We start from the raw sequence: 24,112 nt of genomic DNA, 5'->3' as shown, positions 1-24,112 counted from the left end.
GGGTGCTGAGCGGGTTATATCCATGCTTTGGCACATTGAAACTAACGCGTATGGTGCCAAACTTCGGGTTTGGAGAGCGATACGGCCTATTTAGAGGTAACCCCCATGAAAGAAGGTATCCACCCTAAGTACGAAGCAATCAACGCAACGTGCTCTTGTGGCAACAAATTCCAGACAAGCTCTACCCTGTGTAAAGACATTCACCTAGACGTATGTTCAGAGTGTCACCCATTCTACACTGGTAAGCAAAAGATCCTTGATACAGGTGGTCGTGTAGATCGCTTCAATAAGCGCTTCGGTGCGCTTAGCAGCAAGAAGTAATCTTTGCTTGTCGAGAAAAGCACCTTCGGGTGCTTTTTTTGTGTCTATGATTTTTATCCATCCCCATTATTCATACTAGCCATTTCACCTTAAGCTCTAGCTCATTTAAAGTGACAAAAAAGCACAATAATGACGCTAAAGTTCACTAAAATTCACTTACTTTGTTATTAGCGAACAATAAGATTCGTTATCCGATCGGTATTCTTTTTAGTTATATTAAGTTATTCGGATATAGCATTATGCATGGCTTTAGGTGGTTTTTTATGCATGCATAAGTCCCTATAGTGCATGGAATATCAAAATTTACACATAAAGCTTTAGATAATGTGCATGAACTTGGGCTTAAAACCCTTTAATTTCGTACAACAGGATAGACCTGATATTGCTTGAATATATTTAGAAAAGCGGTATGGTTTGCCTTAACTAGCTGAACTCTCACATACATTTCTAGCAGGATACTCGTTCATGTCTGACTTTCGTGAAAAAGCCCTCGATTACCACGCTAACCCCGTTCCAGGAAAAATTAGCATTGAACTCACCAAAAGCGCCGAGACCGTTAACGATCTCGCTTTAGCCTACAGCCCAGGTGTTGCAGAGCCGGTGCGTGAAATCGCTGCCGATGCTAACAATGCTTATAAATACACGGCTAAAGGCAATATGGTTGCTGTGATCTCTAATGGCAGTGCCATTTTAGGGTTGGGTAACTTAGGGCCGTTAGCGTCTAAGCCGGTCATGGAAGGCAAGGCACTACTGTTTAAGCGTTTTGCTAATCTTGATTCCATCGATATCGAGGTGAAGCATCGCACCACGGAAGACTTTATTAACACTGTAGAAAATATTGCCGATACCTTTGGCGGTATTAACCTCGAAGATATTAAAGCCCCAGAGTGCTTCGAAATCGAGCAAGCGCTCATTGAACGCTGTAATGTGCCAGTATTTCATGATGATCAACACGGCACTGCTATCGTCACTGCCGCAGGCATGCTAAACGCTTTAGAAATTCAAGGTAAAGATATTCGTGATGCCCTGATCGTGTGTTTGGGGGCTGGCGCAGCGGCAGTTGCATGTATGGAACTGCTTATTAAGTGTGGTGCCCAGCGCGAGCATATTTACATGCTTGACCGTAAAGGGGTGATCCACACGCGTCGGGATGACTTAAATGAATATAAGCAATTATTTGCTAACAACACCGATAAGCGCACCTTGCAAGACGTTATTGCTGATGCCGATGTGTTCGTTGGTGTTTCTGGCCCAGATTTGCTCTCAGCTGAAGACCTTAAATTGATGGCCGACAAGCCGGTCATTTTTGCCTGTTCTAACCCAGACCCAGAAATTAAGCCGGATGTGGCACACAGTGCGCGCAAAGACTTAATTATGGCCACTGGGCGCTCTGACTACCCGAACCAGGTGAATAACGTACTGTGTTTCCCATTTATTTTCCGTGGTGCACTGGACGTGCGTGCCACCGCTATCAATGATGAGATGAAAATTGCCGCTGTAGAGGCTATTCGCAGCATCGCCAAGGAGCCAGTACCTGAGTCAGTGTTAACGGCATCTGGAGTGAGCGAATTAGAGTTTGGCGCGCAATACATTATTCCCAAGCCTATGGATCCACGATTATTGCCACGCGTAGCGAAAGCCGTGGCGCAGGCGGCTGTGGACTCAGGTGTTGCGCAAATTGATATGCCAGCGAATTATATGGCTGAGTAATCACTTTACTACTCAGCGCTAGAAAAAGAAAACCCAAGCTTAGTGCTTGGGTTTTTTTATGGCTTGCAAAGAGTAATAGCTTCACTAACCGCTTCTCATACAGGCCGACTTGCGACATCTATGAACAACACTAAGCTAGCTCCTGCAATGAGGCCTAATGCTCAGGGGTTAGTTAAACTTGCTTGTCTTTGTTAGTCCTCTCCGATAACAGGCACTTCCACACCCATTTCTTCCATAATTTTTCTCACCTCTTCAGGTACCTTCTCCGGATTATCTTTTCGGAGATCTTCGTCATTTGGCAGCGGTTGACCAGTAAAGGCATGTAGAAATGCTTCACACAGCAACTCACTGTTGGTGGCATGACGAAGATTATTCACCTGGCGGCGAGTACGTTCATCGGTTAATACTTTTAAAACATTGAGCGGGATGGAAACGGTAATTTTCTTTACCTGTTGGGCTTTTTTTCCATGCTCCGCATAAGGGTGAATGTATTCACCATTCCACTTGGCCATAATTTGCGTCTTATTTTTGGTCACTTAGGCATCAATAAGGGCGAAATTTTATCGCGTTGGTAAGGATAGTCAAATATTCATAAATTAGCTATTTAGACGTATAAATGTTTTGACTTCTAAATTGTGTTAATTTAACCTTTTGGACGTCTAAACATCCATTTTCTTGATTGGGGGCAAATATGTCACAACTAAAAAAAGACACCATCGCCGTGCGCCATGGTATTGATGCTGATAAGCACCATGGTGCGGTGGTGCCACCCATTCATTTATCGACCACTTATTCCTTTGCCGATTTTGATAGCAAACGCGAATATGATTATGGTCGTAGTGGTAATCCCAATCGGGATATTTTGGCGCAGACCTTAGCGCAACTAGAAGGGGGAGAGCACGGAATTATCACCGCGACAGGTATGGCCGCAGTGCATCTAGTGACGCAGCTACTGACACCCAATGACACCCTAGTGATCCCCCATGATTGTTATGGCGGCAGTTATCGCTTATTTACCTCTTTAGCCAAACGAGGGTTGCTCAAGGTTGAGGTTATCGATTTCACTCAATCAAACTGTTACCAACGCTTAGTGGCCGCCAAACCCAAACTGGTGTGGATTGAAACGCCCAGTAATCCCATTTTGCGACTCACGGATATCCGCGCAGTGTGCGATGCCGCGCAGAGCATCGGTGCGCTGGTTGCAGCCGACAACACGTTTTTATCTCCCGCCTTACAGAACCCATTGTTATTGGGTTGTGATGTGGTGGTGCACTCGACCACTAAATATGTCAATGGTCACTCCGATGTGGTCGGTGGTGCGGTGATCACCAAAACCAAAGAGTTGGGTGAAGAGCTGGCATGGTGGGCTAATAATATTGGCATTACCGGCGCCGCTTTCGATAGCTATCTCACCCTGCGTGGTTTGCGTACCTTGAAAGTGCGCCTTAAGCAGCATGAAGAAAATGCCTTGGCGATTGCTCAATACCTTGAACAGCATCCTAATGTGCAGTCAGTTTACTATCCAGGGTTGAGTTCGCACCCACAACACGACTTGGCAAAAGCGCAGCAACAGGGCTTTGGCGGTATGGTGAGCTTTGATATTAAAGGCCAGCTGCAAGACAGTGCAAAATTCCTCACCTCAGTACAGCAGTTTACTTTAGCGGAGTCGTTGGGCGGGGTGGAAAGCCTTATTTGTCACCCGGCGACCATGACTCACGCGGGCATGGATAAAGCCGCACGACTTGAGGCTGGGGTCGGCGACACGCTTATCCGGATTTCTGTAGGTATTGAAGATAAACAAGATCTTATAGATGACTTAGATGCCGCTTTTAACGCGTTAGCAAGCAAATAAGAGGATACTATGACTCAGGTTGTACATAAGTTTGGTGGTTCGAGTCTCAGCAACGCGGCGCGTTACCATGCGGTCGCCAATATTGTTATCGGCAACAGCCAACTCGGTGACGTGGTGGTGGTCTCTGCGGCGGGGAAAACCACGGATACGCTAGTGAAGTTGTGGCAGGCCTATCAACAGCACGATAGCCATGGCTATCATGATGTCTTGCAGTTGCTACGCACCCATCAGCATGAGCTTATTGATGAGCTATTAGCAGCGCACCAAGCCCACGCTCTGCAATCACAGCTTAATAGTGAGCTTCAGCGCATAGCTGAGCAATTGCAGACAAACACCTTAGATGAGGCGTCCTTATTAGCCCATGGTGAACTGTGGTCGGCCCGCTTGCTCGCGACCTATTTGCAGCAATTAGGCTATGCTGCGCAAGATCTTGATGCGCGGCAGCTACTGTGTGTGCACCAAGGGCAACTACTGCATTTGGACAATGAAAAGCTCTGCGAGCGCCATATTGCCGGGGATAAAATCAACGTTGTAACGGGGTTTATTGCCGCCGATAGCAACCAGCAAACAGTCACCTTGGGACGCAATGGCAGTGACTACAGCGCCACCTTATTGGCCCGTTATGTCAACGCCAAACAAGTTTGTATATGGACCGATACGCAGGGGGTTTTCAGCACCGACCCACGCAAAGTAGCCGATGCCTTAAAGTATCAAAAAATTTGTCGTAGCCAAGCCAACCGCCTGGCCCAGTTAGGTAATCCGGTATTGCATGCGAAAACGCTGTCGCCTTTGCAAGGTAGCGCCATCAAGCTATCGGTGCGCAGCTCCTATGACAGCGATGACAGTGGCACTGAGATTGTCCGCGAAGGTTACTGTAAGCATAAACGTTTTTTGACCACCATAGAGGGCGTTGACCTATATCGTGTGTCGAGCCTTAAAGTGGATGAACTGGCAACCTTAAGCCAGCTTATACAGCACACCATAGGCCACTTTCAGCAGCAGGGTGTAGACTTTTTGATTGTACCCAGCGCCCATAGCACTCTTATCTCCCGTGAGCTGGGAGAGCGTGGACAACTCGTTGAGTCAAACCTCAATGGGTGCGCCTTAGTCAGCCCAAACCAGTATACTCAGCAAGGCTACCAGGAAATGCTGGCATGCTTAGAGCAACTTAACTTAACTATCCGCTTTAGCCACTGTGATCAAGACTACGCCTTGGTACTGACCGATCAAATCATTGATGCCGATAGTTTAGGGAAGGTACATCGCACTTTAATTGGTGCACACCAGCAAATTGCCGTGATTGTCGCCGGCCTTGGAAATGTGGGCAGTGTGTTTTTACAACAGTTTACGCAGCAGTTAGCGCGTTTAGAGCAGCACTTTGAGGTAAAACTGGTTGGTCTACTGCGAAGTCGCAGCATGTTGTTTGACCCCTGTGGATTAGACCCGCAGAACTGGCAAGGTCAATGGTTAGAACAAGCGGTTCCCTACCAAAGCGAGCAGTTGTGCGAACGCCTCAATGAGCTTGATTACGAACACAAGGTGGTCATTGATATAACCGCCAGTGAGTCATTCAGTGGTTTATACCCTGATTTTGTGCGTGCTAACTGTCATTTGATCAGTGCCAACAAGTATGCCGGAACAGCGCCACATAGCTGGTATCAGTCGTTACGTAACGAGCTGGCAGAGCGCAATCTCAAATGGCGTTATAACACCAGTGTTGGCGCTGGGCTACCCATTAACTTTGCATTAGCCGATTTGCAGCGCAGTGGCGATGAGATCACCCGTATTCAAGGTGTGTTTTCTGGGACGCTATCATGGCTATGCAGTCACTATGATGGCAGCCAAGCTTTTTCTGAGCTGCTTTTTGCGGCGCAAAAGTTGGGCTTTACCGAGCCCGATCCGCGTGAAGATTTATCCGGCCGAGATGTACAACGTAAGCTGTTGATCCTCGCACGCGAGTTGGGTTTGCAGTTGGACATTGACGATATTGAGCTAAGCCCGCTGATGCCAGAGTCTTTAGCACAAGGGAGCTGGCAAGATTTTCTGGATAACATTGCCTTACTTGATGACTTTGTTGGCACCCACGCACAGCAGGCGCAAAAAGAGCAAAAGGTACTGAGGTACAACGCTGACTTACGCATTGTTGATGGCAAGGTAAAAGCCCAAGTGGGTCTTGTTGCAGTGGCACAATCCAACCCCTTAGCGGGATTAAGTCCGGGCGACAATATCTTTGTCATCAACAGTCGCTGGTATGCGCAGAATGCCTTGGTTATTCAAGGCCCAGGTGCAGGGAAAGAGGTCACCGCTGCAGGTGTCCACTCAGATCTCTACTGGCTTATTGAGAGTCTTAGTTAATGCGGTAACAGGGTAATAAAAAAGCCAAGCATCATTGCTTGGCTTTTTTATTTAGAAGAGCTCGTCTTCAGTGGGCAGCTCAGGTTCATCCTGCCCTTGAGTTTCGAAGATCACCGGCGGCGCTTTTTCCACATACTTAGTGGGGGCAGTCCCTTTTATAAAGTATTCAAAGCGGCTGGTGTGGTCGTTTTGATGACTTAATAATCCTGATTTTAGATCAATTCGTACTGATTCCAGTCCTTCGGGTGGCTCGATAGGGGCCGCAGGCTCATCTTCAAGGGCCACACGCATGTAATCAATCCAAGCCGGTTGCGCTGTTTTTGCACCAGATTCGGCACCAAAGGTTTGTCCTTTCCCTAAGTTGTTGTTGTAACTGGTACGTCCTAGCGGATTACCTGGGTTATCGAAGCCAACCCATACTGTGGTCATAACATTGGCGTTAAAGCCACTAAACCAGGTATCGACCGAGTTGTTGGTGGTGCCGGTTTTACCTGATAAATCACGGCGCTTTAACCGCGTCGCGCGCCAGCCAGTGCCATTCCAGCCGGTGCCATGCTTCCAGCTGCCACCGCCCCAAATTGCACTGGTCATCGCATCGGCAATTAAGAAGGCATTCTGTTTAGAAATAACCCGTGGTGCGCATTGCGGTAACTGGGTATCAGTAGTCTCTGTGCTGTCAGTGTTGTCGGGGTTACCCTCACTGGCGCTACTGGGCTCGAGCATTGCCAGCTCTGCAAACATTTCATTGCTGCGCTTTTGCTCTTCAGAGCAGGCCTTATAGGGGCGAGCTTGCATTAGCACTTCGCCTTCGGCGCTTTGTATTTCGGTAATAAAGTAAGGCTCAACTAAATGCCCACCATTTGCGAAAGCACTCATACCGCGAGCTAATTCTAAAGGTGTTAATGACGCACTTCCCAGCGCCAGGGTTTCATTGCGCGGAATATCTTCATCATGAAAGCCAAACTTGAGTAAGTGTTCAGCGGCAGGGTCTACACCGACGCCGCGCAGCAACCTGACTGAAACCACGTTTTTTGACTGCGCTAAGGCACGTCTAACACGGATCGGGCCAACATATTTAGCTGGGCTGTTCTTGGGTCGCCAAGCAACACCTTGGCTTTTATCCCAGTGGTTTATCGGCGCATCGTTAATAATGGTTGCTAAGGAGTAACCGTGCTCTAACGCCGCTGAGTAAATGAAGGGCTTGATGTTAGAGCCAACTTGGCGCTTTGCTTGAACCGCTCGATTGTACTGGCTTTGTTCAAAGCTGTAGCCACCGACAATCGCCTTTATGCGGCCGTCTTTAGGGTCAATAGAGACCAGTGCACTGGATGCTTCGGGAACTTGCGCTAACAGCGGGCGGCCATCATTGTCGAAACGATACCAAATCTGTGCACCTGCAGAGAGAATATCGGCCGCACTCTTCGGAGCGTAACTTTGACGAGACTGAGTAATAAATTTGCGCGCCCATTTTAATCCGTCCCACTCTATGGTGAACCGTTCACCTAATTCATTAAGTACTTCAACGGATTGCTCGTCCACACTCATCACCACTGCACCATGTAAGTCGGCGAGTGGGTTAAGGCCCTGTAAGTGGGCGATTAACTGTGGTTCGTCAAGAGGAGCTTCGGTTTCGCTATCCCATAGCACGGCCTCGGGGCCGCGATAACCATGGCGCATATCATAAGCATATAGATTATCACGCAATGCTTGCTGAGCTGCTTGCTGCACTTTTGACTCTACCGAGGTGTAAACCCGCATACCTGAATTATAGGCTTGCTCCTCGCCATACTGAGCAACTAACTCGGCGCGCACCATCTCAGAAATATAAGGCGCATAAAGCTCTATCTCGGCGCCGTGGAAACGGGCGGTAATCGGTTTGTTAGTTGCCTCATCAAACTCAGCCTGAGTGATGTAGCCCTCATCTAACATCCGGCCTAACACCACGTTACGGCGATTTTTAGCACGCTCAGGGTTGCGGATGGGGTTAAGTGCAGAAGGCGCCTTAGGTAGGCCCGCAATCATAGCCATTTGCGCTAAATCAAGCTCTTGTAGAGGCTTTCCATAGTACACTTGTGCTGCAGCACCGATGCCAAAGGCACGATTACCAAGCTCAATTTTGTTGAGATAGAGCTCGAAGATTTCGTCTTTGGTTAATAATTGCTCAATATGCAATGCGATAAATATTTCTTTCACTTTTCGGATGTATGCTTTTTCCCGAGTAAGAAAGAAGTTTCGTGCCAGCTGCATGGTGATAGTACTTGCGCCTTGGCGCTTTTCACCGGTCGAGATAAGAACGATTGCACTACGGACAATACCGATAGGGTCGATACCGTAGTGATCGTAGAAACGATTATCTTCAGTGGCCAGGAATGCATTCAGCATAGGCTGAGGTACTTCGCTGATTTTTACAGGAATTCGCCGTTTTTCACCAAACTGGTTGATAAGTTTTCCATCTCGGGTAAATACTTGCATTGGAGTCTGCAATTTTACGTCCTTTAGCACCGCCACACTGGGGATGTCAGATCTGACGTAAAGGTACAGCCCAGCTAGTACGATGCAGCCCAAGAGGACACATATGCAAAGGATTTGTAAAAATTTTTTGAATATTTTCACGGATATTTCCCTGTTTGGACTCCCAATTGAGCGAAGAGATTGGTAGTATATCTTGATTGAATAGTGAATAAAATTTTTTCATCGATAATTTATAAGTCTATTATAATTATAAAAAAAGGTTTCACGTTGCTCTTATGTTAAATCGACTTCTTAAAAAGTCTGTGCCTGCTATGGTCGGTATAGATATTGGCTCGCACTCTGTAAAAGCGGTGTTATTAACACAGCATGAGCAGGGTTATCGCCTTGATGCTGTTGCTATAGAGCCCATGCCTAAAGGGGCTATGGCCGAGCGTAACATTCAAGACATTGAGGCGATTGGACGAGTTATTGCAAAACTTAGACGGCGCATTCCAAAGTCTGTTAGCCATGCCATTGTTGCAGTTTCTGGTCAAACAGTGATCACTAAGATGATCTACATGGATGTGTCTCTGAGTGACTCTGAACTAGAGTCACAAATCGAAATTGAGGCTGACAGCTTAATTCCTTACCCACTTGATGAAGTCAGTATCGACTTTGAAAAGTTGGAAATAAATGAAGCTGATCCATCCAAGGTTAATGTTTTACTCTCTGCTGCGCGCACCGAGAGTGTTGAAGCTCGTTCCGGCGCCGTTGAGGCCGGTGGCTTTGATACTAAGGTGGTTGATGTTGAAACGTACGCGTTATCACGTAGCTTGGATGTGAGCTATGCTGCACTACCAGAAGATGCGAAAGATAAAGTTGTGGCGCTTGTGGATATCGGCGCGGTGATGACGCTAGTGAGTGTGGTGCAAAAGGGTGAAACCATCTACACCCGGGACCAGGTCTTCGGTGGCGAGCAGTACACTAACACTATTGTCTCCTACTACAATAAAAACTTTGACGAAGCTGAGCGCGCCAAGTGCACCAGCGATTTGCCGCCAAACTACACGTTTGAGGTACTTGCGCCGTTCCAGACCTCATTGCTACAGCAAGTGCGTCGAGCCGTGCAAATGTTCCTTACGACCAGCGGGAAAGACCAAGTGGATTACATTGTTCTCTCTGGTGGAACGGCAATGATCGAAGGATTAGATAGACTATTAATCGACGAGTTAGGGATCCACACTGTAGTCGTTGACCCATTTGCGAGCATGGAGATTGGTTCCAAAGTGGACCAAGAGCTAATGCAAAAGCATAAGGCACAGTTCGCTGTTGCTGCGGGTCTTGCATTGAGGAGTTTCTCAGCATGCCACATATAAATTTATTGCCCTGGCGTGAGGCCGCGCGTAAAGAAGCACAACAACGTTTTTTAACTATTTTAGTTGTTGTCTTAGTTGCCGCTTTTGCGTCAATGTTTGCTTTAAGTTCATTCTACAGCGCACTCAAAGAGGGGCAGAACGTTCGCAACAACTTCCTGAGCCGGGAAATTCAGATCTTAGATAGGCGCATCGCAGAAATTCGTGAGCTAGATAAGAAGAAAGAAAGCTTGCAACAGCGCATGCGTCTGATTGAAGAGCTGCAAAGCAACCGAAATCTCGGTACCCAAATAATGGATGAAGTGGCGAAAATTGTACCTTCAGGTGTTTACTTCATGACCTTAGAGCGTCGCGGCGATGCGATTCAAGTAACGGGTAAAAGTGAGTCTAACAACCGTTTATCGACTATGATCCGTCAGGTAGAGAGTTCATACCTGCTTGAAAATGCCTCATTGCAAGGCATTGTAGCCGGTGAAGAGCAGTCACGATTACTTAGCGATTTCAATATGCAATTCAATGTGAAGTCTTTCGATGAAATTGGCGAGGCACAAGAATGAGTATAGATCTTAAATCCCTCAACGATATCGATTGGAATGAGCTGGAACTTGATAATATCGGGGATTGGCCGGTAGCCGTAAAAGCAATTGTTTGTGTGATTGCTGCAGCATTGGTGTTGTTTTTCAGCTATAAACTATTGGTTGCTGACGAAATAACCTCTTACGAGCAAGCTCAGAAAAAAGAGTCTGAGTTACGCAGCACTTATCGTACCAAGTACGCTGTGGCAAGTAGATTAGAAATCTACAAGCAACAAATGCAGGAAATGGAAGAAAAGTTCTCGCAGTTGTTGAAGAAGCTACCAACGTCGAACGAAACCCCAGGGTTACTTGATGACCTTTCTTATGTGGGGACAACAAGTGGCCTGACTTTCGTAAAAATAGGTTGGCTTCCCGAGATTAAGAAAGAGTTCTACACCGAGCTTCCGATCAAAATCGAAGTAGAGGGAAGTTATCACGAGTTTGGTGAGTTTGTTGGCAAAGTGGCTCAACTTCCTCGTATTATCAGCTTGCACGATTTTGAAATTGAAGCGACGGGTGATGACCAGCTGGTATTCAGTGTGGTTGCTAAAACTTATCGCTATGAGGGGGCAGAATAATGAAAAAACTCCTCACAATTACCACCGTGGCGGTGTTATTGAGCGGTTGTTTTGATGATACAACCGAACAGCGCGAATTTATTAACCGGGTAAAAGCCAGCACTCAACCTAATGTTGAGCCTATCCCGGAAGTCGCGCAGTTTGAACACTTTGCTTATGATGCTTCGAGCTTGCGTAGCCCGTTTGTGGCACCGCGCCCGGAAGTTATTCAAGATAAATTGATACAAGTGCAAAACTGTTTGCACCCCGATCCACAGCGTAAAAAGGAACCGCTGGAGCGTTATCCGTTGGATAACTTATCAATGAAGGGAACTTTAGGCTCAGGTGAGCAAACGTGGGCGTTAGTGAAAGCGTCGGATGCAACATTGCACCGTGTATCACGCGGCAACTATGTTGGCTTGTATCACGGTAAAGTGACACAAGTACGCAGTAACTATATAGAATTATTAGAGTTAATCCCTGATGGAGCAGGATGTTGGAAAGAACGCCTGACCAAGCTAGAGATGTTGGAGGCAGGCGATGATTCCAGTTCATAAAAATCAAGGTAAAAGCACAATGCAAAAACACGGATTCAATATGAATCGTATTTACTCTTTGGTACTCGCTTTTGCGACCCTATTTATGTCGAGTTTTGCGACCGCAGTGCCGCTGTTGTACGACGTTCGCTATAACCCTTTGCTGGAAGGTGAAACTGAGATCGAGTTCGTTTTTGACGAAGAGATCTACATCGAACCGCAGATTCAGGTATTCAGTGAGCCAGCGCGAATTGAACTGTTTTTTGACGAAGCCGATTATGAACAGAGCCTTGAAGAGGTCTTAATCAATAAGGCGGGTGTTGAAAAAGTCACCAGTGAGTTCGTAAACGACGGCTTTAAAGTGACGGTGTATCTGGATCACTTAAAGATTTATCAAACCCGTATCGATAAAAACCTGTTCTACTTGCACGTTTCTGACAACCCAACGCAAGATGCTGCACAAACAATTGCAGAAGAAGATGAAGGCACAAGCTACATCAACCGTATCCAAGCGTTAGATTTTCGTCGTGGCGAGAAAGGCGAAGCTCGGGTGCTGGTATTCTTGCAAGAGAATATGGCGGCTATCGACGTAAGAGAGCAAGCGGGTAAGATTGTTGTTGAATTCCATAATACGGACATTATCGATGATCTGTTGTATCAACTCGATGTTATGGACTTTGGTACTGTCGTGAGCATGATTGAAACCTTCAAAGATGGTTCCAACAGTCGTATCGTTATCGATACCACAGATGCCTTTGATTACAACTATCAGCAGCTAGACAACATCTTTACTATCACTGTTGAAAAAGATGAGTCGAAGCGTAGCTTCTTGGGCAATGGTAAGGAATACCAAGGCCGCCCAATGTCTTTGAACTTCCAGGACATCTCAATTCGAGCAGTATTGCAAATCATCGCTGACTATAACGGCTTTAACCTCGTTGTTAGTGACTCCGTCGCAGGTAACATTACTCTTCGTTTAGATGGTGTACCTTGGGACCAAGCGTTAGACATTGTGCTGCGAGTTAAAGGCTTAGATAAGCGTATGGATGGTTCCATTTTAATGGTTGCACCGACCGAAGAACTTGCAGCGCGAGAAGCAAAAGAGCTTAAGGCCAAACAGCAAGTTGAAGACTTGGAGCCGCTTTACAGTGAGTATATTCAGCTTAACTATGCTAAGGCGCAAACCTTTGCAGACCTACTGAAAACGGATGTAAACAGCATTATTTCTCAGCGTGGTAGTGTGTCTGTTGATGAACGTACCAATACGTTGCTTATCAAAGATACGGCGAAAAGTATTGAAAACGTGCGTCGTATGATTGAAAACCTCGATGTGCCAGTTAAGCAGGTTGTCATTGAGTCGCGCATGGTCACCGTTCGTGACAATGTTCAAGAAGACTTAGGTATTCGTTGGGGTTTCAGTGACCAGCAAGACAGTGACGGTATTTCTGGTAATCTTGATGGTGCCAATGCTATTGCTAACGGTCAGCGTCCAAGTATTGGTGATCGTTTAAATGTTAACTTGCCTATCGCTAACCCTGCGGGAAGCATTGGTATGCATGTAGCGAAATTAGCTGATGGTACTTTAATTGACCTCGAGCTTACAGCGCTAGAGCAAGAGAACAAAGGTGAAATCATTGCTAGCCCGCGAATCACAACGGCTAACCAGAAAAAGGCACGAATTGAACAAGGTACGGAAATTCCTTATGTTCAGGCCGCCTCAAGTGGTGCCACTACCGTAACCTTCAAAAAAGCGGTGTTGAGCTTAGAAGTGACGCCTCATATCACGCCAGATAACAAAGTGATTCTCGATCTTGCTATTACCCAGGATACACGAGGCGACACCGTAGACACGCCAACTGGCCCTGCGACAGCAATCGATACACAACGTATTGAGACGCAGGTGTTAGTAGAAAATGGTCAAACAGTGGTGCTTGGTGGTATTTACCAGCAGCAAATTATTAACTCTGCCAGTAAAGTACCTTTGTTGGGTGACATTCCTTACCTAGGTTACTTATTCCGCTCAACCAGTGAGCGTAATGAGAAACGAGAGCTACTGATCTTTGTTACTCCGAAGATCATGGTAGAAGACTCGATTTAAGCACGAGTTAGATAGCAAAAAGCCACTTCAAACGAAGTGGCTTTTTTGTGCGCGTTAATAACGAAAACGCGAGTTAAGTAACCCGATAATAGGTGCTCACGTTTTTACATGTATTCGAATACCTTAACGACGCGCTCCACGCCTGAAATATTGCGAGCGATATTGACCGCTTTGTTTGCTTCCACGTCTGCTACCAGCCCCATTAAAAAGACCTCACCATTTTCCGTGACTACTTTAATATTGTTGCCACTGACATCCTCAGCTGCCAACAATTGGGTTTTTACCTTAGATGTTAGCCAGGTATCGTGGCTTTGTGTGGTGATGCTGGTAGGAGAGCCAATACGTAACTGGTTATGAAGCTTTCGCGTGCCATCGATGCGCTCTGCTGCGCGTTGTACAGTGGTTTTATACTGTTCACTAGGCACTTGCCCTAGCAATAATACAATACCGTTATAGCTGACGACAGACACGTTGGCGTTGGCATTTTCGCCTAACGCCTCTTTAATCGCCATGGTGGTTTTTATTTCAATATTATTGTCATCTATCTGACTGCCTATAGTGCGGCGGTCGTTGGCTGCTGTGACTGCGCCAGCGGTGCCGGCCACTACGGCTGCGGCGCAGCCTTGCAAAAGCACAGTACCAACTAAAATAGCTATAAGGTTCTTATTCATTAGCTTTCTTCCTGTGGGAATAAGGTCATATCAACAAGTTCTGTCAAACAGTGTATGTTGACCAAATGAGATTCCAAAATACGGCTTGGACGCTTAGCTGGTACGCGAATCTCGACGTCACTTGCACTGAGCAGTCCCGCCAGCTCGCCGCCATCATCGCCGACTAACACGATAACGGTCATGTCTTTAGTCAAAGCGGCTTCTACGGCGCTGACGACATTCTTTTCATTGCCATTAATAGCAATGGCAAGTAATAAATCCCCTTGCTCGCCGAGCGCCTTAATCTGCCTAGCAAAGATATCGCGGCTGGGTTGTGATGAGCCAGCCGGGCTTAAATTCAGTGCATGCGATGACAGTGATACCGCAGGTAAACACGGGCGCTCGGTCTCAAAATGGTTCACCAACAGAGCGGCAAAATGGTCGCTGAGCATATGGCAACTTGCCGCGCCACAACATAATAATTTGCGGCCGTTAATCAATGTCTGTGCAATACTCAACGAAGCGGTTTCAAGCACGCTAGGTAAAACTTCCCCTGCGGCAATTTGCGCCTGAATGCTTTCGGTAAAAAGTGCTTTAACTTGTTCCTGCATTTATAATACGTTCTTTATCCAGTGAAACTCTGGCTCTTTCTCACCTTGTATTGCGACAAAATCAGCACGCAATACGCAGCCTGCTAAGCCCTTTTGTTGCACATAGTGTGCAATGGTTCTTTGTAGTCGCTGTTGTTTGGTGTGGCTAAGCGCATGCAGAGCCCCGCCATAACTACTGTGGCGACGAAACTTTACTTCAACAAATACCCACACTTGACCTTCTTTCATTATCAGGTCCAGTTCGCCATAGCGACAATGGTAATTGCGCGCCACCGGCGTCAGCCCTTGCTGAGTTAGGTATTTCTGTGCCAGCAACTCAAAGTGCTGGCCTTTTTCTCGGCTATTGCGCCACGCTTTCGGGAGCCATGACATTACTCGATTCCTCAAATTGCTTCTTCATGAAAAGCGGTGTGGGATCGAGGTGCTCAAGACTCACTTTGTTAATGCTTCTTGACTGATAGCGTGCCCACGCTAAATGGCGAACAATCTCGCCGTTACTTATTACACTTAGCTCTCCAGTAAGACCGGTTTGGCTTTTTCCTGGCAGCATACTGAGCTGTCGCAATTGCGGGATCAGTGAAATCGCATCATAGCCCATGGCAAATAGACGCTGCTCAATGTCGGCAACGTCAGGCCAGAGGCTATCAAAGCGTTCTCTGAGCTGCCGAGTATTCAGGTTAGCTAACCCCTTTGTCGGTAGCATCCACGGTAACTCAGTGAAGTATAAGCCATTTAAGTCACGTTTATCGGTGCTATCAATGCGCGTGCTGTGGCTTTTGGAGCTTGCATACAGGGGAATGCGCTCAACGAAGGTGCTCACGTTAACATCAAGATAGGGTTTTAATAGCCGAGTTTGCGTGGCATTAGCGAGTAGATAAACCACATCTATGTCGCGACGAGAACGGGTTTCACTCTTTACATTGCGCTTAAAAATGCCCTCGATGGCGTCTATGCGTGCTTCGCTATCGTCGACTTCAAGTAACTCAGTGATGACTTTTTCCATCTCTTTATTGTCATCGAATAACCCCACAAGTGGTGGCTGCTCATTATAACGTTGCCACTGACTGCTAAAGTGCTCACTCAATCTTTGTCCTGAGCGCTCATTTGGGGCCAAGATCAGCGGCTTTTCAAAGCCTTTAGCCATAAAGTGTGCTAAGGCCTGATCTAATTCGTGCTCCGGGGCCAGAGCAAAATAATAATGCTGTAAAGACTGGCGTTCGATGTCGCTGCGGTTCAGGTATATGCTGGGTATTCCCTCTAGCAGGTTGTGCTGTTCAAAGCGGTTAATGTTGCTTTTCAGTAATGGCCCTACGGCGAAATCGATTTGCTTGTCATTGAGCTGCTGCGTTAGTTGCTGATTTTCTAAATTTGCATCAATGAAATAAATGTCTTCGAATTGATAGTTATCTAGGGCCGCCAATACACCTGACTTCACGGCTTCACCCAGGCCCTTATTAGCGCCACTTAAAGGTAAAATAATCGCTAATTTAGTGGCGTTATAGGGCTCAACTTTCATCAGCTCAGCCACTTTTTCGTCTAGAGCAAAGCTCGCGGGGTGTCCTGGATAGCGGCGTTGCCAGTTATTGGAAGCTTGGTGTAACTCAACTGGAGAGCCCAAATAAAGTTGTTTTATTTTAGCAAGTTGTACCCAGCCTTTAGCGATAGCTGAGCCGGAGTCATACTTTGTTAGCTGTTGCGGGCTCAAAGATTGTAAAGACCGCCACAAAATGGGGTTTAACTGTGATGCTTCTATTTGATAGCGGTTTGCGGTTTCTGAAGCACGTAATAAAAATGGTGCGCTTTGTTGTGGCATTTGCATTCGCACGTAGGCGGTGCCTTGCACTAACTGATGCCAGTAGAAATGCTCTGGCGTTTGCAATTGCGATTGCACTGAGCGTGAGGTTTGCAAAGCACGTTGTGGTTCGCCCATTTGCGCTTGCGCGTAAGACTTTAATAACACCGCTTGAATTTGTTGCTCAGGATGGCTGCGTAACAGGGTGTCGCTGGCTTGCAATAGTAGCGACCAATTTTGCTCATTAATAGCCTGATTTTGAGTGCGGTTAAGTAACTGTACGCGAGTAGCGCCTTCACTATTTTGAGCTTGTTGGTATAACTGCTGTGCACTGAGTGTCTGAATCGGCTCAGGCTCACTCACGTTAGTTGTAAGATTTTCACTTTCTTGTGGCTTTTGTGTTGTGCTGCAGGCCGATAAGCCTGACAATAACAGCATAAAAGCAATCGATTTGAGTCGCACAGTCTTTGTATTCCAATTGGCCTTAGTGTGATTCGCTTATCTTACTGACTGATGCAGGAGAGCTCAATGTCCAATGCGGATATTTCAACCGACCCCCAAGACCAAGGTACCTTGTTTATTGTTGCCACACCCATTGGTAACTTGGATGACATCAGCCAGCGTGCTATCAAAACCCTAAGTGACGTCGACTTAATCGCTGCTGAAGACACGCGCCACACTGCCAAGCTGCTGTCGCACCTGGGACTCAGTAAGCGTACCTTTGCCTTGCATGATCATAACGAAAAACAAAAGGCACAGCAGGTACTCACTTGGCTACAACAAGGGCAAAACGTAGCGCTGGTGAGCGACGCCGGAACACCACTGATAAGCGATCCTGGTTATGCCTTAGTGAGTTTATGCCGTGAACAAGGGGCTCAAGTAACCCCAATTCCCGGCGCATGCGCAGCTATTGCGGCGCTGAGTTGCTCCGGATTACCCACCGACCAATTCCAATTTATTGGTTTTGCTCCAGCAAAATCCAAAGCCAGACAAAGCTTTTTTAGTGACGCGTATAACTCAGGCATGACTAGCATTATTTACGAAAGTACGCACCGTATTATGGCGAGCTTAGAGGATTTAAGTGCCGCGCTAGGAGAGCAAGCTCAAGTCGTGCTTGCTAAAGAGTTAACGAAAAGCTTCGAGACCTTCTTCAGTGGTACGGTCACTGAGTTACAACAGTTTTTACAGCAGGACCCCGCGCGACAAAAGGGTGAAATCGTGTTGATGTTACCAGGGAAACCGAATAAGGCCAGTGCCGTAAGTGAAGAAGCACTGCGTTTGATTGCCTTACTGGAAGAGCACATGCCACTGAAGCAAGCTTGCGGTGTGGCTGCTGATTATCTCGGACAAAAGAAAAATGCACTGTATAAGGCCGTGATAGCGCAAAAGCAATAAAGTGCTGGGCAAATCACTTGGCATGCGTATAATGGCGCCCCTGAGTCAGCCGGATAATCGCTGCCTGTGACGAAAGTGATCAGGGGGAGGAAAGTCCGGGCTCCACAGGGCAGGGTGCCAGCTAACGGCTGGGGGGCGCGAGCCTACGACAAGTGCAGCAGAGAGAAAACCGCCTAAGTCCTTCGGGACCGGTAAGGGTGAAAGGGTGCGGTAAGAGCGCACCGGGCCACTGGTAACAGTTGGTTGCAAGGTAAACTCCACCCGGAGCAAGACCAAATAGGGTTCCTTATGGTGTGGCCCACATCGGAACCGGGTAGGTTGCTTGAGCCATAGAGCAATTTATGGCCTAGACGAATGATTATCGATCTCCTTCGGGAGTGAACAGAACCCGGCTTATAGGCTGACTCAAATAATTCAAAAGAAGACCTGCTTAGCGATAAGCGGGTTTTTTATTTCCTTCACGCCTTACTTCCAGCAAGATTAACTCCTGTCTTTTTCAAGTAAGCCCATGAGCCCTACCATAGCGGCAAATAAAACACTGGCCACTGGCCAAATGATCCAGGTTACTCCCCAATTCATGGTCCATAAGCTCCAGCCTAGATATATGGCAACAGTTAGTGGCCAGTAAAATGGCGCGAGTTTCAATGCATGTCGCTCACTTCTAGTCAGCTCGCGGCCTTTATCACCTTCATTCAATATGTGTTTATAGGCTTCATATTGGGCTGACGCCGGAATGATAATCCACAGCCCTCCCGTTACTATAAACAGTAGGGCGGCTAACATCAGCAACACTAAATCGACTCGACCAATAAATATATTAACCAATAACATCGGCACCGAGCTGGTAATAAACAAAGCAATTGCTAGGGATAACCTATTGTTATAGCTTGGAGTAAAGGCTTCCAACTTTTCACTGCAAGCACTGTGTACACCATAGGCTAGTTCAAAAGGCGTCTTTTCAAAAGGGATTAAGGCGCGGTTATATTGATTGGTTGAGATCACGAGTCTAATTCCGGCTGGGATCATTAGAAAATAGACACTAAGCCCAAAGCAACCGCCATATTCACATCAAAATCTAGATTTTTCATATTCGACAACGCCAGGAAGAAAAACAAAGGAGCTGACGAGCAGACAAAAAATGCGACGCCCTTAGCAGTCAATTTGGCTTGTGCTTTTTTGTTGTCGATATAACTCAGCGCTTGTTCCAGGCTTACCTGAACGGTGTCGGCATCAGCGCTTTCATTCAAGTACTCAGTGGTGTCGATATCATCTTTCAGTAAAAAGTCGGTTGATACATTAAATAATCCGGCCAGCCTGATAATTTTATTAAGGTCTGGAATGCTATTGGTGCTTTCCCATTTGGATACGGACTGTCTGGAAACGTCCATCTTTTCCGCCAGCTCTTCCTGCGACCAGCCAAGCTGCTTTCTTAATTTTATAATTTTCTCTGATAGAATCATGCTTTGTTCTCAGTTATTAAAATCGCTCTCAGATTAGAAACTACGGCGGTTGCAAACCAGCAAGCCTGCTTGGTATTTTGTAAACTGATGGTTGCTATTCGTAATTTTATAGAGAAAAAGCTAAAGTAACAGCAGCTTTCTTATAGTGTTTATACCCTAAGTAGCCAATGCTGTTTGACGGCGCAAAGTTAAAGAGGCTGACTTAAAGTATCCTCAAGTCCTTCGAAAGCTTGCGACTGGGATCACTTTTGCCTTCATTCCTTGGTGTAGGCCACAGTCTAGCAGTATCGCCCCCCGCGCTGTAGACGAAACCAAGTGACATGAGCCGGTCACTGCTTGTGCAGCACCGTAAAAGGTAATTTCAGCCATGCATATCCCCCCAACACCCTCGCTAGCGACAACCCTGATTACTGTACTATCAGTGTAGTGAGTAAAACTGACGGGGGTAAGAATTAATTCAAACCTCGCCGTAAGCTAGCGATGATTGGTCAATCACTGTTGCAACAATTGAGCGGGGTCATTCAATCAGTATGCTAAAAATTAGCATCCAGCACGCTAATATTTCCGGTTACTCTATCCATAAACGCACACTACACTGAACCCATGTCGTTTCATAACGCGAGTTATCAGCGTAAGTCTAAAGGTGCACCATGAATGTTATTAAAGTACTCAATGCCCAGCCTGCTGAAGATGGGGCGGGCGTTAAGATCCGCCGCGTACCAGGTTTCGACGGTCGTTATCTAGATCCCTTTTTAATGCTTGATGAGCTTAAATCAGACCATAGTGACGATTACATGGCAGGGTTTCCTGCGCACCCCCATCGCGGCATTGAAACGTTTACTTATCTTATTAAAGGTGGTTTTGAACATCGCGACCATCTTGGCAACCGTAAAGCTGTTCGCGCCGGTGATGTGCAATGGATGAGTACAGGTAAAGGGGTCATCCATAGTGAAATGCCCCTGGCTGATAGTGAAGGCCTGCACGGTTTTCAGATTTGGCTCAATATGGATGCCAAAGACAAAATGAATGCCCCACAATATCAGGACTCAGCGCAAAGTGGCTTGCCGCAAATAAGTAGCCAAGGAGTGCATTTAAAAGCCTTGGCAGGTGCTTGGACTCTCAACGCTGAACAAGTGCAGTCACCTCTGAGCAACCTAGCTTGTAACGGCGCGATTGCTGATATCAACATCGAATCAAAGGCGCAACTAGAGATGCCGGCGATGGGCTGTGAGCGGGTGCTAGCCTATGTACACACTGGTTCAATTACTACTGCAGGACAAAGGTATCATGCGGGACAGTTGCTGGTGCTTAATGGCGACAGTGCCATCATTGCGACCACGGATCAACCCAGTGGGTTACTACTGCTGCGGGGCGAACCGTTGCGGCAACCGATCGCACACATGGGTCCATTCGTTATGAATACACAAGCCCAGTTACAGGATGCTATCCGCGATTATCAAAACGGGCAATTCGGACAATTATCACAATAGGAGGCTACCTTTATGGGTTTACTCGTGAATGGAAAGTGGCAAGACAAGTGGTACGACACTGATAGTAGCAAAGGTGAATTTCAGCGAGAAAGTGCGCAGTTACGTAACTGGGTCACCGCTGATGGCAGTGCTGGACCAAGTGGCCGGGAAGGGTTTAAAGCGCAGAAAGGGCGTTATCATTTATACGTAAGTTTAGCCTGTCCATGGGCGCATCGAACGCTTATTTTCCGCACCTTAAAAGGTCTTGAAGACTATATTGATGTGTCGGTAGTGAGCCCAGATATGTTGTCGCAAGGATGGACTTTCGATCAAGCTAAGGGTAGCTCGGGTGATTCATTATTCGGCTACCATTATATGCATCAGTTGTACACGCGCAATAATCCTACATACAGTGGTCGTGTCACTGTTCCTGTGCTGTGGGATAAGCAGCAAAACTGTATCGTGAGTAATGAATCAGCGGAAATTATCCGGATGTTTAATGAGGCCTTCAACCACCTGACTGGCAACACGCTGGACTTTTATCCTGAGCACTTGCGTAAGGATATCGACGCGATTAACGAGCTGGTTTACCACGGTATCAATAACGGCGTATACCGAACGGGGTTTGCCACTACACAGCAAGCCTACGAACAAGCCTTTGATACTCTATTTAGCGCTCTGGAAAAAGTAGAAAGAAAGCTGGCAGGTCAGCGTTACTTGGTGGGCAGCGAGCTCACTGAAGCAGATTGGCGGTTATTCACGACCTTGATACGGTTTGACGCTGTTTACTTTGGCCACTTTAAGTGTAATAAGCGCACCATAGAGAGCTATGATAATTTAGCGAATTATTTGCGTGACTTATACCAAGTTAAGGGTGTGGCTGAAACACTCAACATGGCGCACATTAAACGTCACTATTACTTTAGTCACACCATGATTAATCCTACTCAAGTAGTGCCTAAAGGGCCCGTTTTAGATTTTAGTCGCCCACACAACCGTCGCTTTATGGGCTAAATTAAAAGCTGAGCCAGTCGCAGCCATTTTAAAGAAGGGCGGCTGGTTAGCAGCTCTGTAAGACTGCCAGCAGAAAATGCCGTAGCCACACCTTTGGGGTGGCTCATCAACTTACCACCTTGGTAATGTAACTGCTGTTTGTCCAAAGCGATAAGCTGCTTACGAATCTGCCCTTGCTCGGCCAGTAAATCAGCATATTCAGTCTGTTTTTTCAGGATCAGACGGGTCAGCATCGGTTTGCTCCTGTGAAGATGAAGGTTTCTTGCTTACTGCGATGGTGCGTTCAAAACTCACTTGCGCCAAGGCAAGCTTCATTTGCCGGATTAGCCACCACAGCAGAAGTAGTTGCGCTGCTAATGAGCCACAGATACTCAAAGCAATCGATTGAGTTAACCAGTACAGCACCGTGGCGGCGGCGCCTACAACGGTTAACCAAATTACCAATGCGGTCATAGCAATGGAGACAATCAAACCCAAAGTTAATAACAGCGCTTTGGCACTGATTTTAGCTTCAGTGGCAGCGAGCTCAAAGATGCACTGTATTTGCTCACCCCAGCGCTGCGCGTAATCTTGAAACAATTGAGCAACCCGCGTCAAAGACGCAGATTGCTCATCATGCTGCTCGTTCTCAGCAGCTGAGTCATGATGCTCTTCAGTCATGATTATTTACGGCGAATAAGAGCGGTAACGGCCATGCCTGCCGCGAATGCCAGTCCCGCACATAGCAATGGATTTTCTTGCGCAAAGCGGCGACTGCGACTCACAGAGCTTTTCAAACTCGCTTCTAGTGCTTCGCGTTTCTCGTGTAGAGTCTCGGCAGACTCACTGGCATGTTTGCGCACATAGTCTTCCGCCGTAGCTGCTTTCTGAGCCACTTGGTCTACCGCAGCGTGGGCGGCTTTAGAGGCGCTTTCAGTAGTTGGAGCTGTGGGTGTGTGAGCTGAATTGCTTTGCGTTTGTTCAGCGGTCTTAGTATTAGCATTTGCCATGGTGTATCTCCTTTATCTGACAGTTCAGTGTTATTAACGCAACTCTCATTCCAAGTATTAGAAATCAACAAAATCAGTAGCTTAAAAACATATGCAGATAAAATTGAGAGGGTAAGACTAAATACTTACGCACTCAGGCAGTAAAATTTACAAAGCGAAGATCACGGTATCACGTGGAATGAATAAAAAATGAACATTTATTCCCTAGGTAAAAGTATGATCCACATTTTCCCACCGAATTCATAGACTTCCTTAAAACCCGCATATTATCTAGCTTTGCAAGAGGTTGTTGGATTTTTCATTGCTTGACAAAAAGGCTTGTCAAGCCCTAGACTGTAGTTCAGTGGGAAAATGTGGGTTTTAGTGGATCAATGTGGATCTGCACTATTACCGAAAACCAAAACAGCAACACTTGGACGGCATTTTATTTATGTTTCGCGGCGCCAGCACACTCAGTCTTGATGACAAGGGCCGATTTGCGATACCAACAAAGTATCGAAATCAGCTGCTTGCGGATAATGGCGGCGAAATTATCTGTACTATCAATTTAAGTGATCCCTGTTTATTGCTGTATCCCCTGAGTGAATGGCAAGTCATCGAACAACGCTTAGCGAGTTTGTCGAACATTAAGCCCAGAGCGAAACGCATGCAGCGCTTGCTGCTAGGGAACGCGATGGATTACCAAGTTGATAAAAATGGCCGTGTGCTATTAGCTCCTCATCTACGCGACTATGCGCAACTAGGTAAGAAAATCGTACTCGTGGGGCAACTGAATAAGTTTGAAATTTGGGATGAGGCGCGCTGGCAGCAGCAAATGCAAGATGACATTGCTATCGAACTAGGACAAGAATTTGAACAGGATGAAGATCTCGCTGATTTTTCATTCTAACTCTAAAAGGCGCGA

The 24,112-nt window shown here is 46.7% G+C and carries 25 protein-coding genes and 1 other RNA gene; 14 read left to right on the top strand and 12 right to left on the bottom strand.

From position 1 onward, the window contains the following. Window positions 1-105 precede the first annotated feature (105 nt). Together rpmE and W04_RS05970 are read left to right on the top strand one after the other, a co-directional pair. A complete protein-coding gene (rpmE, locus tag W04_RS18695; RefSeq protein ID WP_081604468.1) occupies window positions 106-321 on the top strand; it encodes a 50S ribosomal protein L31 in 216 nt (71 codons plus the stop codon). Window positions 322-786: 465 nt separating this feature from the next. Next, a complete protein-coding gene (locus W04_RS05970; RefSeq protein WP_022946655.1) occupies window positions 787-2,031 on the top strand; it encodes a malic enzyme-like NAD(P)-binding protein in 1,245 nt (414 codons plus the stop codon). 191 nt (window positions 2,032-2,222) lie between these two features. Here the strand turns inward: W04_RS05970 and metJ are convergent, their stop codons facing one another. After that, the gene (metJ, locus tag W04_RS05965) at window positions 2,223-2,543 is read right to left on the bottom strand and encodes a met regulon transcriptional regulator MetJ (RefSeq protein WP_022946657.1); all 321 of its coding nucleotides are present in this window, start codon (window positions 2,541-2,543) and stop codon (window positions 2,223-2,225) included. 179 nt (window positions 2,544-2,722) lie between these two features. On the opposite strand from metJ, the gene metB reads away from it, so the two are divergent. Beyond that, window positions 2,723-3,883: a cystathionine gamma-synthase gene (metB, locus tag W04_RS05960; RefSeq protein WP_053910170.1), complete on the top strand. Its 1,161-nt coding sequence runs from the start codon at window positions 2,723-2,725 to the stop codon at window positions 3,881-3,883. A gap of 9 nt (window positions 3,884-3,892) precedes the next feature. Continuing rightward, window positions 3,893-6,238, top strand: coding sequence for a bifunctional aspartate kinase/homoserine dehydrogenase II (metL, locus tag W04_RS05955; RefSeq protein WP_053910169.1), 2,346 nt, complete (start codon window positions 3,893-3,895; stop codon window positions 6,236-6,238). Between the two features lie 51 nt (window positions 6,239-6,289). Here the strand turns inward: metL and W04_RS05950 are convergent, their stop codons facing one another. Then, entirely contained in the window at window positions 6,290-8,851 is a 2,562-nt protein-coding gene (locus W04_RS05950; protein ID WP_045980431.1) for a penicillin-binding protein 1A, read from the bottom strand. A gap of 134 nt (window positions 8,852-8,985) precedes the next feature. Between W04_RS05950 and W04_RS05945 the strand changes: the two genes are divergently transcribed. Genes W04_RS05945 through W04_RS05925 form a run of 5 tightly spaced genes read left to right on the top strand, consistent with a single transcriptional unit; the run spans window position 8,986 to window position 13,828 of the window. Continuing rightward, entirely contained in the window at window positions 8,986-10,065 is a 1,080-nt protein-coding gene (locus W04_RS05945; protein WP_022946666.1) for a pilus assembly protein PilM, read from the top strand. Next, window positions 10,053-10,619, top strand: a complete 567-nt coding sequence (locus W04_RS05940) for a PilN domain-containing protein (RefSeq protein ID WP_053910168.1) — start codon at window positions 10,053-10,055, stop codon at window positions 10,617-10,619. Before W04_RS05945 ends, W04_RS05940 begins: the two co-directional genes overlap by 13 nt. Then, window positions 10,616-11,215, top strand: coding sequence for a type 4a pilus biogenesis protein PilO (locus tag W04_RS05935; RefSeq protein WP_022946664.1), 600 nt, complete (start codon window positions 10,616-10,618; stop codon window positions 11,213-11,215). The genes W04_RS05940 and W04_RS05935 overlap by 4 nt, the downstream gene beginning before the upstream one ends. Next, window positions 11,215-11,751: a pilus assembly protein PilP gene (locus tag W04_RS05930; RefSeq protein WP_022946663.1), complete on the top strand. Its 537-nt coding sequence runs from the start codon at window positions 11,215-11,217 to the stop codon at window positions 11,749-11,751. The genes W04_RS05935 and W04_RS05930 overlap by 1 nt, the downstream gene beginning before the upstream one ends. Then, window positions 11,735-13,828, top strand: a complete 2,094-nt coding sequence (locus W04_RS05925; RefSeq protein ID WP_022946662.1) for a type IV pilus secretin PilQ — start codon at window positions 11,735-11,737, stop codon at window positions 13,826-13,828. Before W04_RS05930 ends, W04_RS05925 begins: the two co-directional genes overlap by 17 nt. Before the next feature lie 104 nt (window positions 13,829-13,932). Here the strand turns inward: W04_RS05925 and dolP are convergent, their stop codons facing one another. From dolP to W04_RS05905, 4 genes are read right to left on the bottom strand one after another with little or no spacing between them, the layout of a single operon-like run. Then, window positions 13,933-14,499: a division/outer membrane stress-associated lipid-binding lipoprotein gene (dolP, locus tag W04_RS05920; protein WP_045980429.1), complete on the bottom strand. Its 567-nt coding sequence runs from the start codon at window positions 14,497-14,499 to the stop codon at window positions 13,933-13,935. Next, window positions 14,499-15,089 carry an SIS domain-containing protein gene (locus W04_RS05915; protein ID WP_022946091.1) on the bottom strand — a complete coding sequence of 197 codons (591 nt, stop codon included), beginning with the start codon at window positions 15,087-15,089 and terminating at the stop codon, window positions 14,499-14,501. Before W04_RS05915 ends, dolP begins: the two co-directional genes overlap by 1 nt. Further along, on the bottom strand, window positions 15,090-15,461 hold the full coding sequence (locus W04_RS05910) for a YraN family protein (RefSeq protein ID WP_022946090.1): 372 nt from the start codon (window positions 15,459-15,461) through the stop codon (window positions 15,090-15,092). Continuing rightward, window positions 15,430-17,319, bottom strand: a complete 1,890-nt coding sequence (locus W04_RS05905; RefSeq protein WP_231658044.1) for a penicillin-binding protein activator — start codon at window positions 17,317-17,319, stop codon at window positions 15,430-15,432. The genes W04_RS05910 and W04_RS05905 overlap by 32 nt, the downstream gene beginning before the upstream one ends. A 90-nt stretch (window positions 17,320-17,409) precedes the next feature. Between W04_RS05905 and rsmI the strand changes: the two genes are divergently transcribed. Next, window positions 17,410-18,276, top strand: coding sequence for a 16S rRNA (cytidine(1402)-2'-O)-methyltransferase (rsmI, locus tag W04_RS05900; RefSeq protein ID WP_022946088.1), 867 nt, complete (start codon window positions 17,410-17,412; stop codon window positions 18,274-18,276). Window positions 18,277-18,317: 41 nt separating this feature from the next. Then, window positions 18,318-18,688, top strand: an RNA gene (gene rnpB, locus W04_RS06315) — RNase P RNA component class A. A 68-nt stretch (window positions 18,689-18,756) separates the two neighbouring features. Here the strand turns inward: rnpB and W04_RS19070 are convergent. The 3 genes from W04_RS19070 to W04_RS18850 form a co-directional block, all read right to left on the bottom strand. Beyond that, on the bottom strand, window positions 18,757-19,278 hold the full coding sequence (locus tag W04_RS19070) for a hypothetical protein (protein WP_231658042.1): 522 nt from the start codon (window positions 19,276-19,278) through the stop codon (window positions 18,757-18,759). A 23-nt stretch (window positions 19,279-19,301) separates the two neighbouring features. Further along, window positions 19,302-19,736 (bottom strand): helix-turn-helix domain-containing protein, encoded by a 435-nt coding sequence (locus W04_RS19065; protein ID WP_053910165.1) that lies wholly within the window; start codon window positions 19,734-19,736, stop codon window positions 19,302-19,304. A 213-nt stretch (window positions 19,737-19,949) separates the two neighbouring features. After that, entirely contained in the window at window positions 19,950-20,105 is a 156-nt protein-coding gene (locus W04_RS18850) for a hypothetical protein (RefSeq protein ID WP_157576301.1), read from the bottom strand. Window positions 20,106-20,386: 281 nt separating this feature from the next. Between W04_RS18850 and W04_RS05885 the strand changes: the two genes are divergently transcribed. Both W04_RS05885 and W04_RS05880 read left to right on the top strand, forming a co-directional pair. Then, a complete protein-coding gene (locus W04_RS05885) occupies window positions 20,387-21,226 on the top strand; it encodes a pirin family protein (RefSeq protein WP_053910164.1) in 840 nt (279 codons plus the stop codon). 12 nt (window positions 21,227-21,238) lie between these two features. Next, window positions 21,239-22,219: a glutathione S-transferase family protein gene (locus W04_RS05880; RefSeq protein ID WP_053910163.1), complete on the top strand. Its 981-nt coding sequence runs from the start codon at window positions 21,239-21,241 to the stop codon at window positions 22,217-22,219. Here the strand turns inward: W04_RS05880 and W04_RS05875 are convergent. The 3 genes from W04_RS05875 to W04_RS05865 are packed head-to-tail and all read right to left on the bottom strand — an operon-like array spanning window position 22,216 to window position 23,208. Further along, window positions 22,216-22,452 carry a hypothetical protein gene (locus W04_RS05875; RefSeq protein ID WP_022946083.1) on the bottom strand — a complete coding sequence of 79 codons (237 nt, stop codon included), beginning with the start codon at window positions 22,450-22,452 and terminating at the stop codon, window positions 22,216-22,218. The two genes, W04_RS05880 and W04_RS05875, sit on opposite strands and share 4 nt — an antisense overlap. Continuing rightward, complete coding sequence (locus W04_RS05870) at window positions 22,418-22,879, bottom strand: hypothetical protein (RefSeq protein WP_053910162.1); 462 nt, start codon at window positions 22,877-22,879, stop codon at window positions 22,418-22,420. The genes W04_RS05875 and W04_RS05870 overlap by 35 nt, the downstream gene beginning before the upstream one ends. 2 nt (window positions 22,880-22,881) lie before the next feature. Then, window positions 22,882-23,208 carry a hypothetical protein gene (locus tag W04_RS05865; RefSeq protein ID WP_022946081.1) on the bottom strand — a complete coding sequence of 109 codons (327 nt, stop codon included), beginning with the start codon at window positions 23,206-23,208 and terminating at the stop codon, window positions 22,882-22,884. 430 nt (window positions 23,209-23,638) lie between these two features. On the opposite strand from W04_RS05865, the gene mraZ reads away from it, so the two are divergent. Further along, window positions 23,639-24,097, top strand: a complete 459-nt coding sequence (gene mraZ, locus W04_RS05860; protein ID WP_045980475.1) for a division/cell wall cluster transcriptional repressor MraZ — start codon at window positions 23,639-23,641, stop codon at window positions 24,095-24,097. The last annotated feature ends 15 nt before the right edge of the window (window positions 24,098-24,112 follow it).

It is taken from the genome of Pseudoalteromonas sp. SW0106-04 (assembly GCF_001293805.1).
Classification (GTDB): Bacteria; Pseudomonadota; Gammaproteobacteria; order Enterobacterales; family Alteromonadaceae; genus Pseudoalteromonas; species Pseudoalteromonas ruthenica.
The sequence above is the reverse complement of the archived record's forward strand: the minus strand, read 5'-3'. Positions and strand labels throughout refer to the sequence as shown.

Bases quoted from the DNA above. Each gene is read 5' to 3' on its own strand.
- W04_RS05865 (WP_022946081.1), bottom strand. From the start codon at position 23,208: ATGGCAAATGCTAATACTAAGACCGCTGAACAAACGCAAAGCAATTCA.
- W04_RS05945 (WP_022946666.1), top strand. From the start codon at position 8,986: ATGTTAAATCGACTTCTTAAAAAGTCTGTGCCTGCTATGGTCGGTATA.
- W04_RS19065 (WP_053910165.1), bottom strand. From the start codon at position 19,736: ATGATTCTATCAGAGAAAATTATAAAATTAAGAAAGCAGCTTGGCTGG.
- W04_RS05970 (WP_022946655.1), top strand. From the start codon at position 787: ATGTCTGACTTTCGTGAAAAAGCCCTCGATTACCACGCTAACCCCGTT.
- rsmI (WP_022946088.1), top strand. From the start codon at position 17,410: ATGTCCAATGCGGATATTTCAACCGACCCCCAAGACCAAGGTACCTTG.
- metJ (WP_022946657.1), bottom strand. From the start codon at position 2,543: ATGGCCAAGTGGAATGGTGAATACATTCACCCTTATGCGGAGCATGGA.
- W04_RS05880 (WP_053910163.1), top strand. From the start codon at position 21,239: ATGGGTTTACTCGTGAATGGAAAGTGGCAAGACAAGTGGTACGACACT.
- dolP (WP_045980429.1), bottom strand. From the start codon at position 14,499: ATGAATAAGAACCTTATAGCTATTTTAGTTGGTACTGTGCTTTTGCAA.
- W04_RS05930 (WP_022946663.1), top strand. From the start codon at position 11,215: ATGAAAAAACTCCTCACAATTACCACCGTGGCGGTGTTATTGAGCGGT.
- W04_RS05870 (WP_053910162.1), bottom strand. From the start codon at position 22,879: ATGACTGAAGAGCATCATGACTCAGCTGCTGAGAACGAGCAGCATGAT.
- W04_RS05925 (WP_022946662.1), top strand. From the start codon at position 11,735: ATGATTCCAGTTCATAAAAATCAAGGTAAAAGCACAATGCAAAAACAC.
- rpmE (WP_081604468.1), top strand. From the start codon at position 106: ATGAAAGAAGGTATCCACCCTAAGTACGAAGCAATCAACGCAACGTGC.
- W04_RS05910 (WP_022946090.1), bottom strand. From the start codon at position 15,461: ATGTCATGGCTCCCGAAAGCGTGGCGCAATAGCCGAGAAAAAGGCCAG.
- W04_RS05915 (WP_022946091.1), bottom strand. From the start codon at position 15,089: ATGCAGGAACAAGTTAAAGCACTTTTTACCGAAAGCATTCAGGCGCAA.
- W04_RS05905 (WP_231658044.1), bottom strand. From the start codon at position 17,319: ATGCTGTTATTGTCAGGCTTATCGGCCTGCAGCACAACACAAAAGCCA.
- mraZ (WP_045980475.1), top strand. From the start codon at position 23,639: ATGTTTCGCGGCGCCAGCACACTCAGTCTTGATGACAAGGGCCGATTT.
- metB (WP_053910170.1), top strand. From the start codon at position 2,723: ATGTCACAACTAAAAAAAGACACCATCGCCGTGCGCCATGGTATTGAT.
- W04_RS05940 (WP_053910168.1), top strand. From the start codon at position 10,053: ATGCCACATATAAATTTATTGCCCTGGCGTGAGGCCGCGCGTAAAGAA.
- metL (WP_053910169.1), top strand. From the start codon at position 3,893: ATGACTCAGGTTGTACATAAGTTTGGTGGTTCGAGTCTCAGCAACGCG.
- W04_RS05875 (WP_022946083.1), bottom strand. From the start codon at position 22,452: ATGCTGACCCGTCTGATCCTGAAAAAACAGACTGAATATGCTGATTTA.
- W04_RS05935 (WP_022946664.1), top strand. From the start codon at position 10,616: ATGAGTATAGATCTTAAATCCCTCAACGATATCGATTGGAATGAGCTG.
- W04_RS18850 (WP_157576301.1), bottom strand. From the start codon at position 20,105: ATGGCTGAAATTACCTTTTACGGTGCTGCACAAGCAGTGACCGGCTCA.
- W04_RS05885 (WP_053910164.1), top strand. From the start codon at position 20,387: ATGAATGTTATTAAAGTACTCAATGCCCAGCCTGCTGAAGATGGGGCG.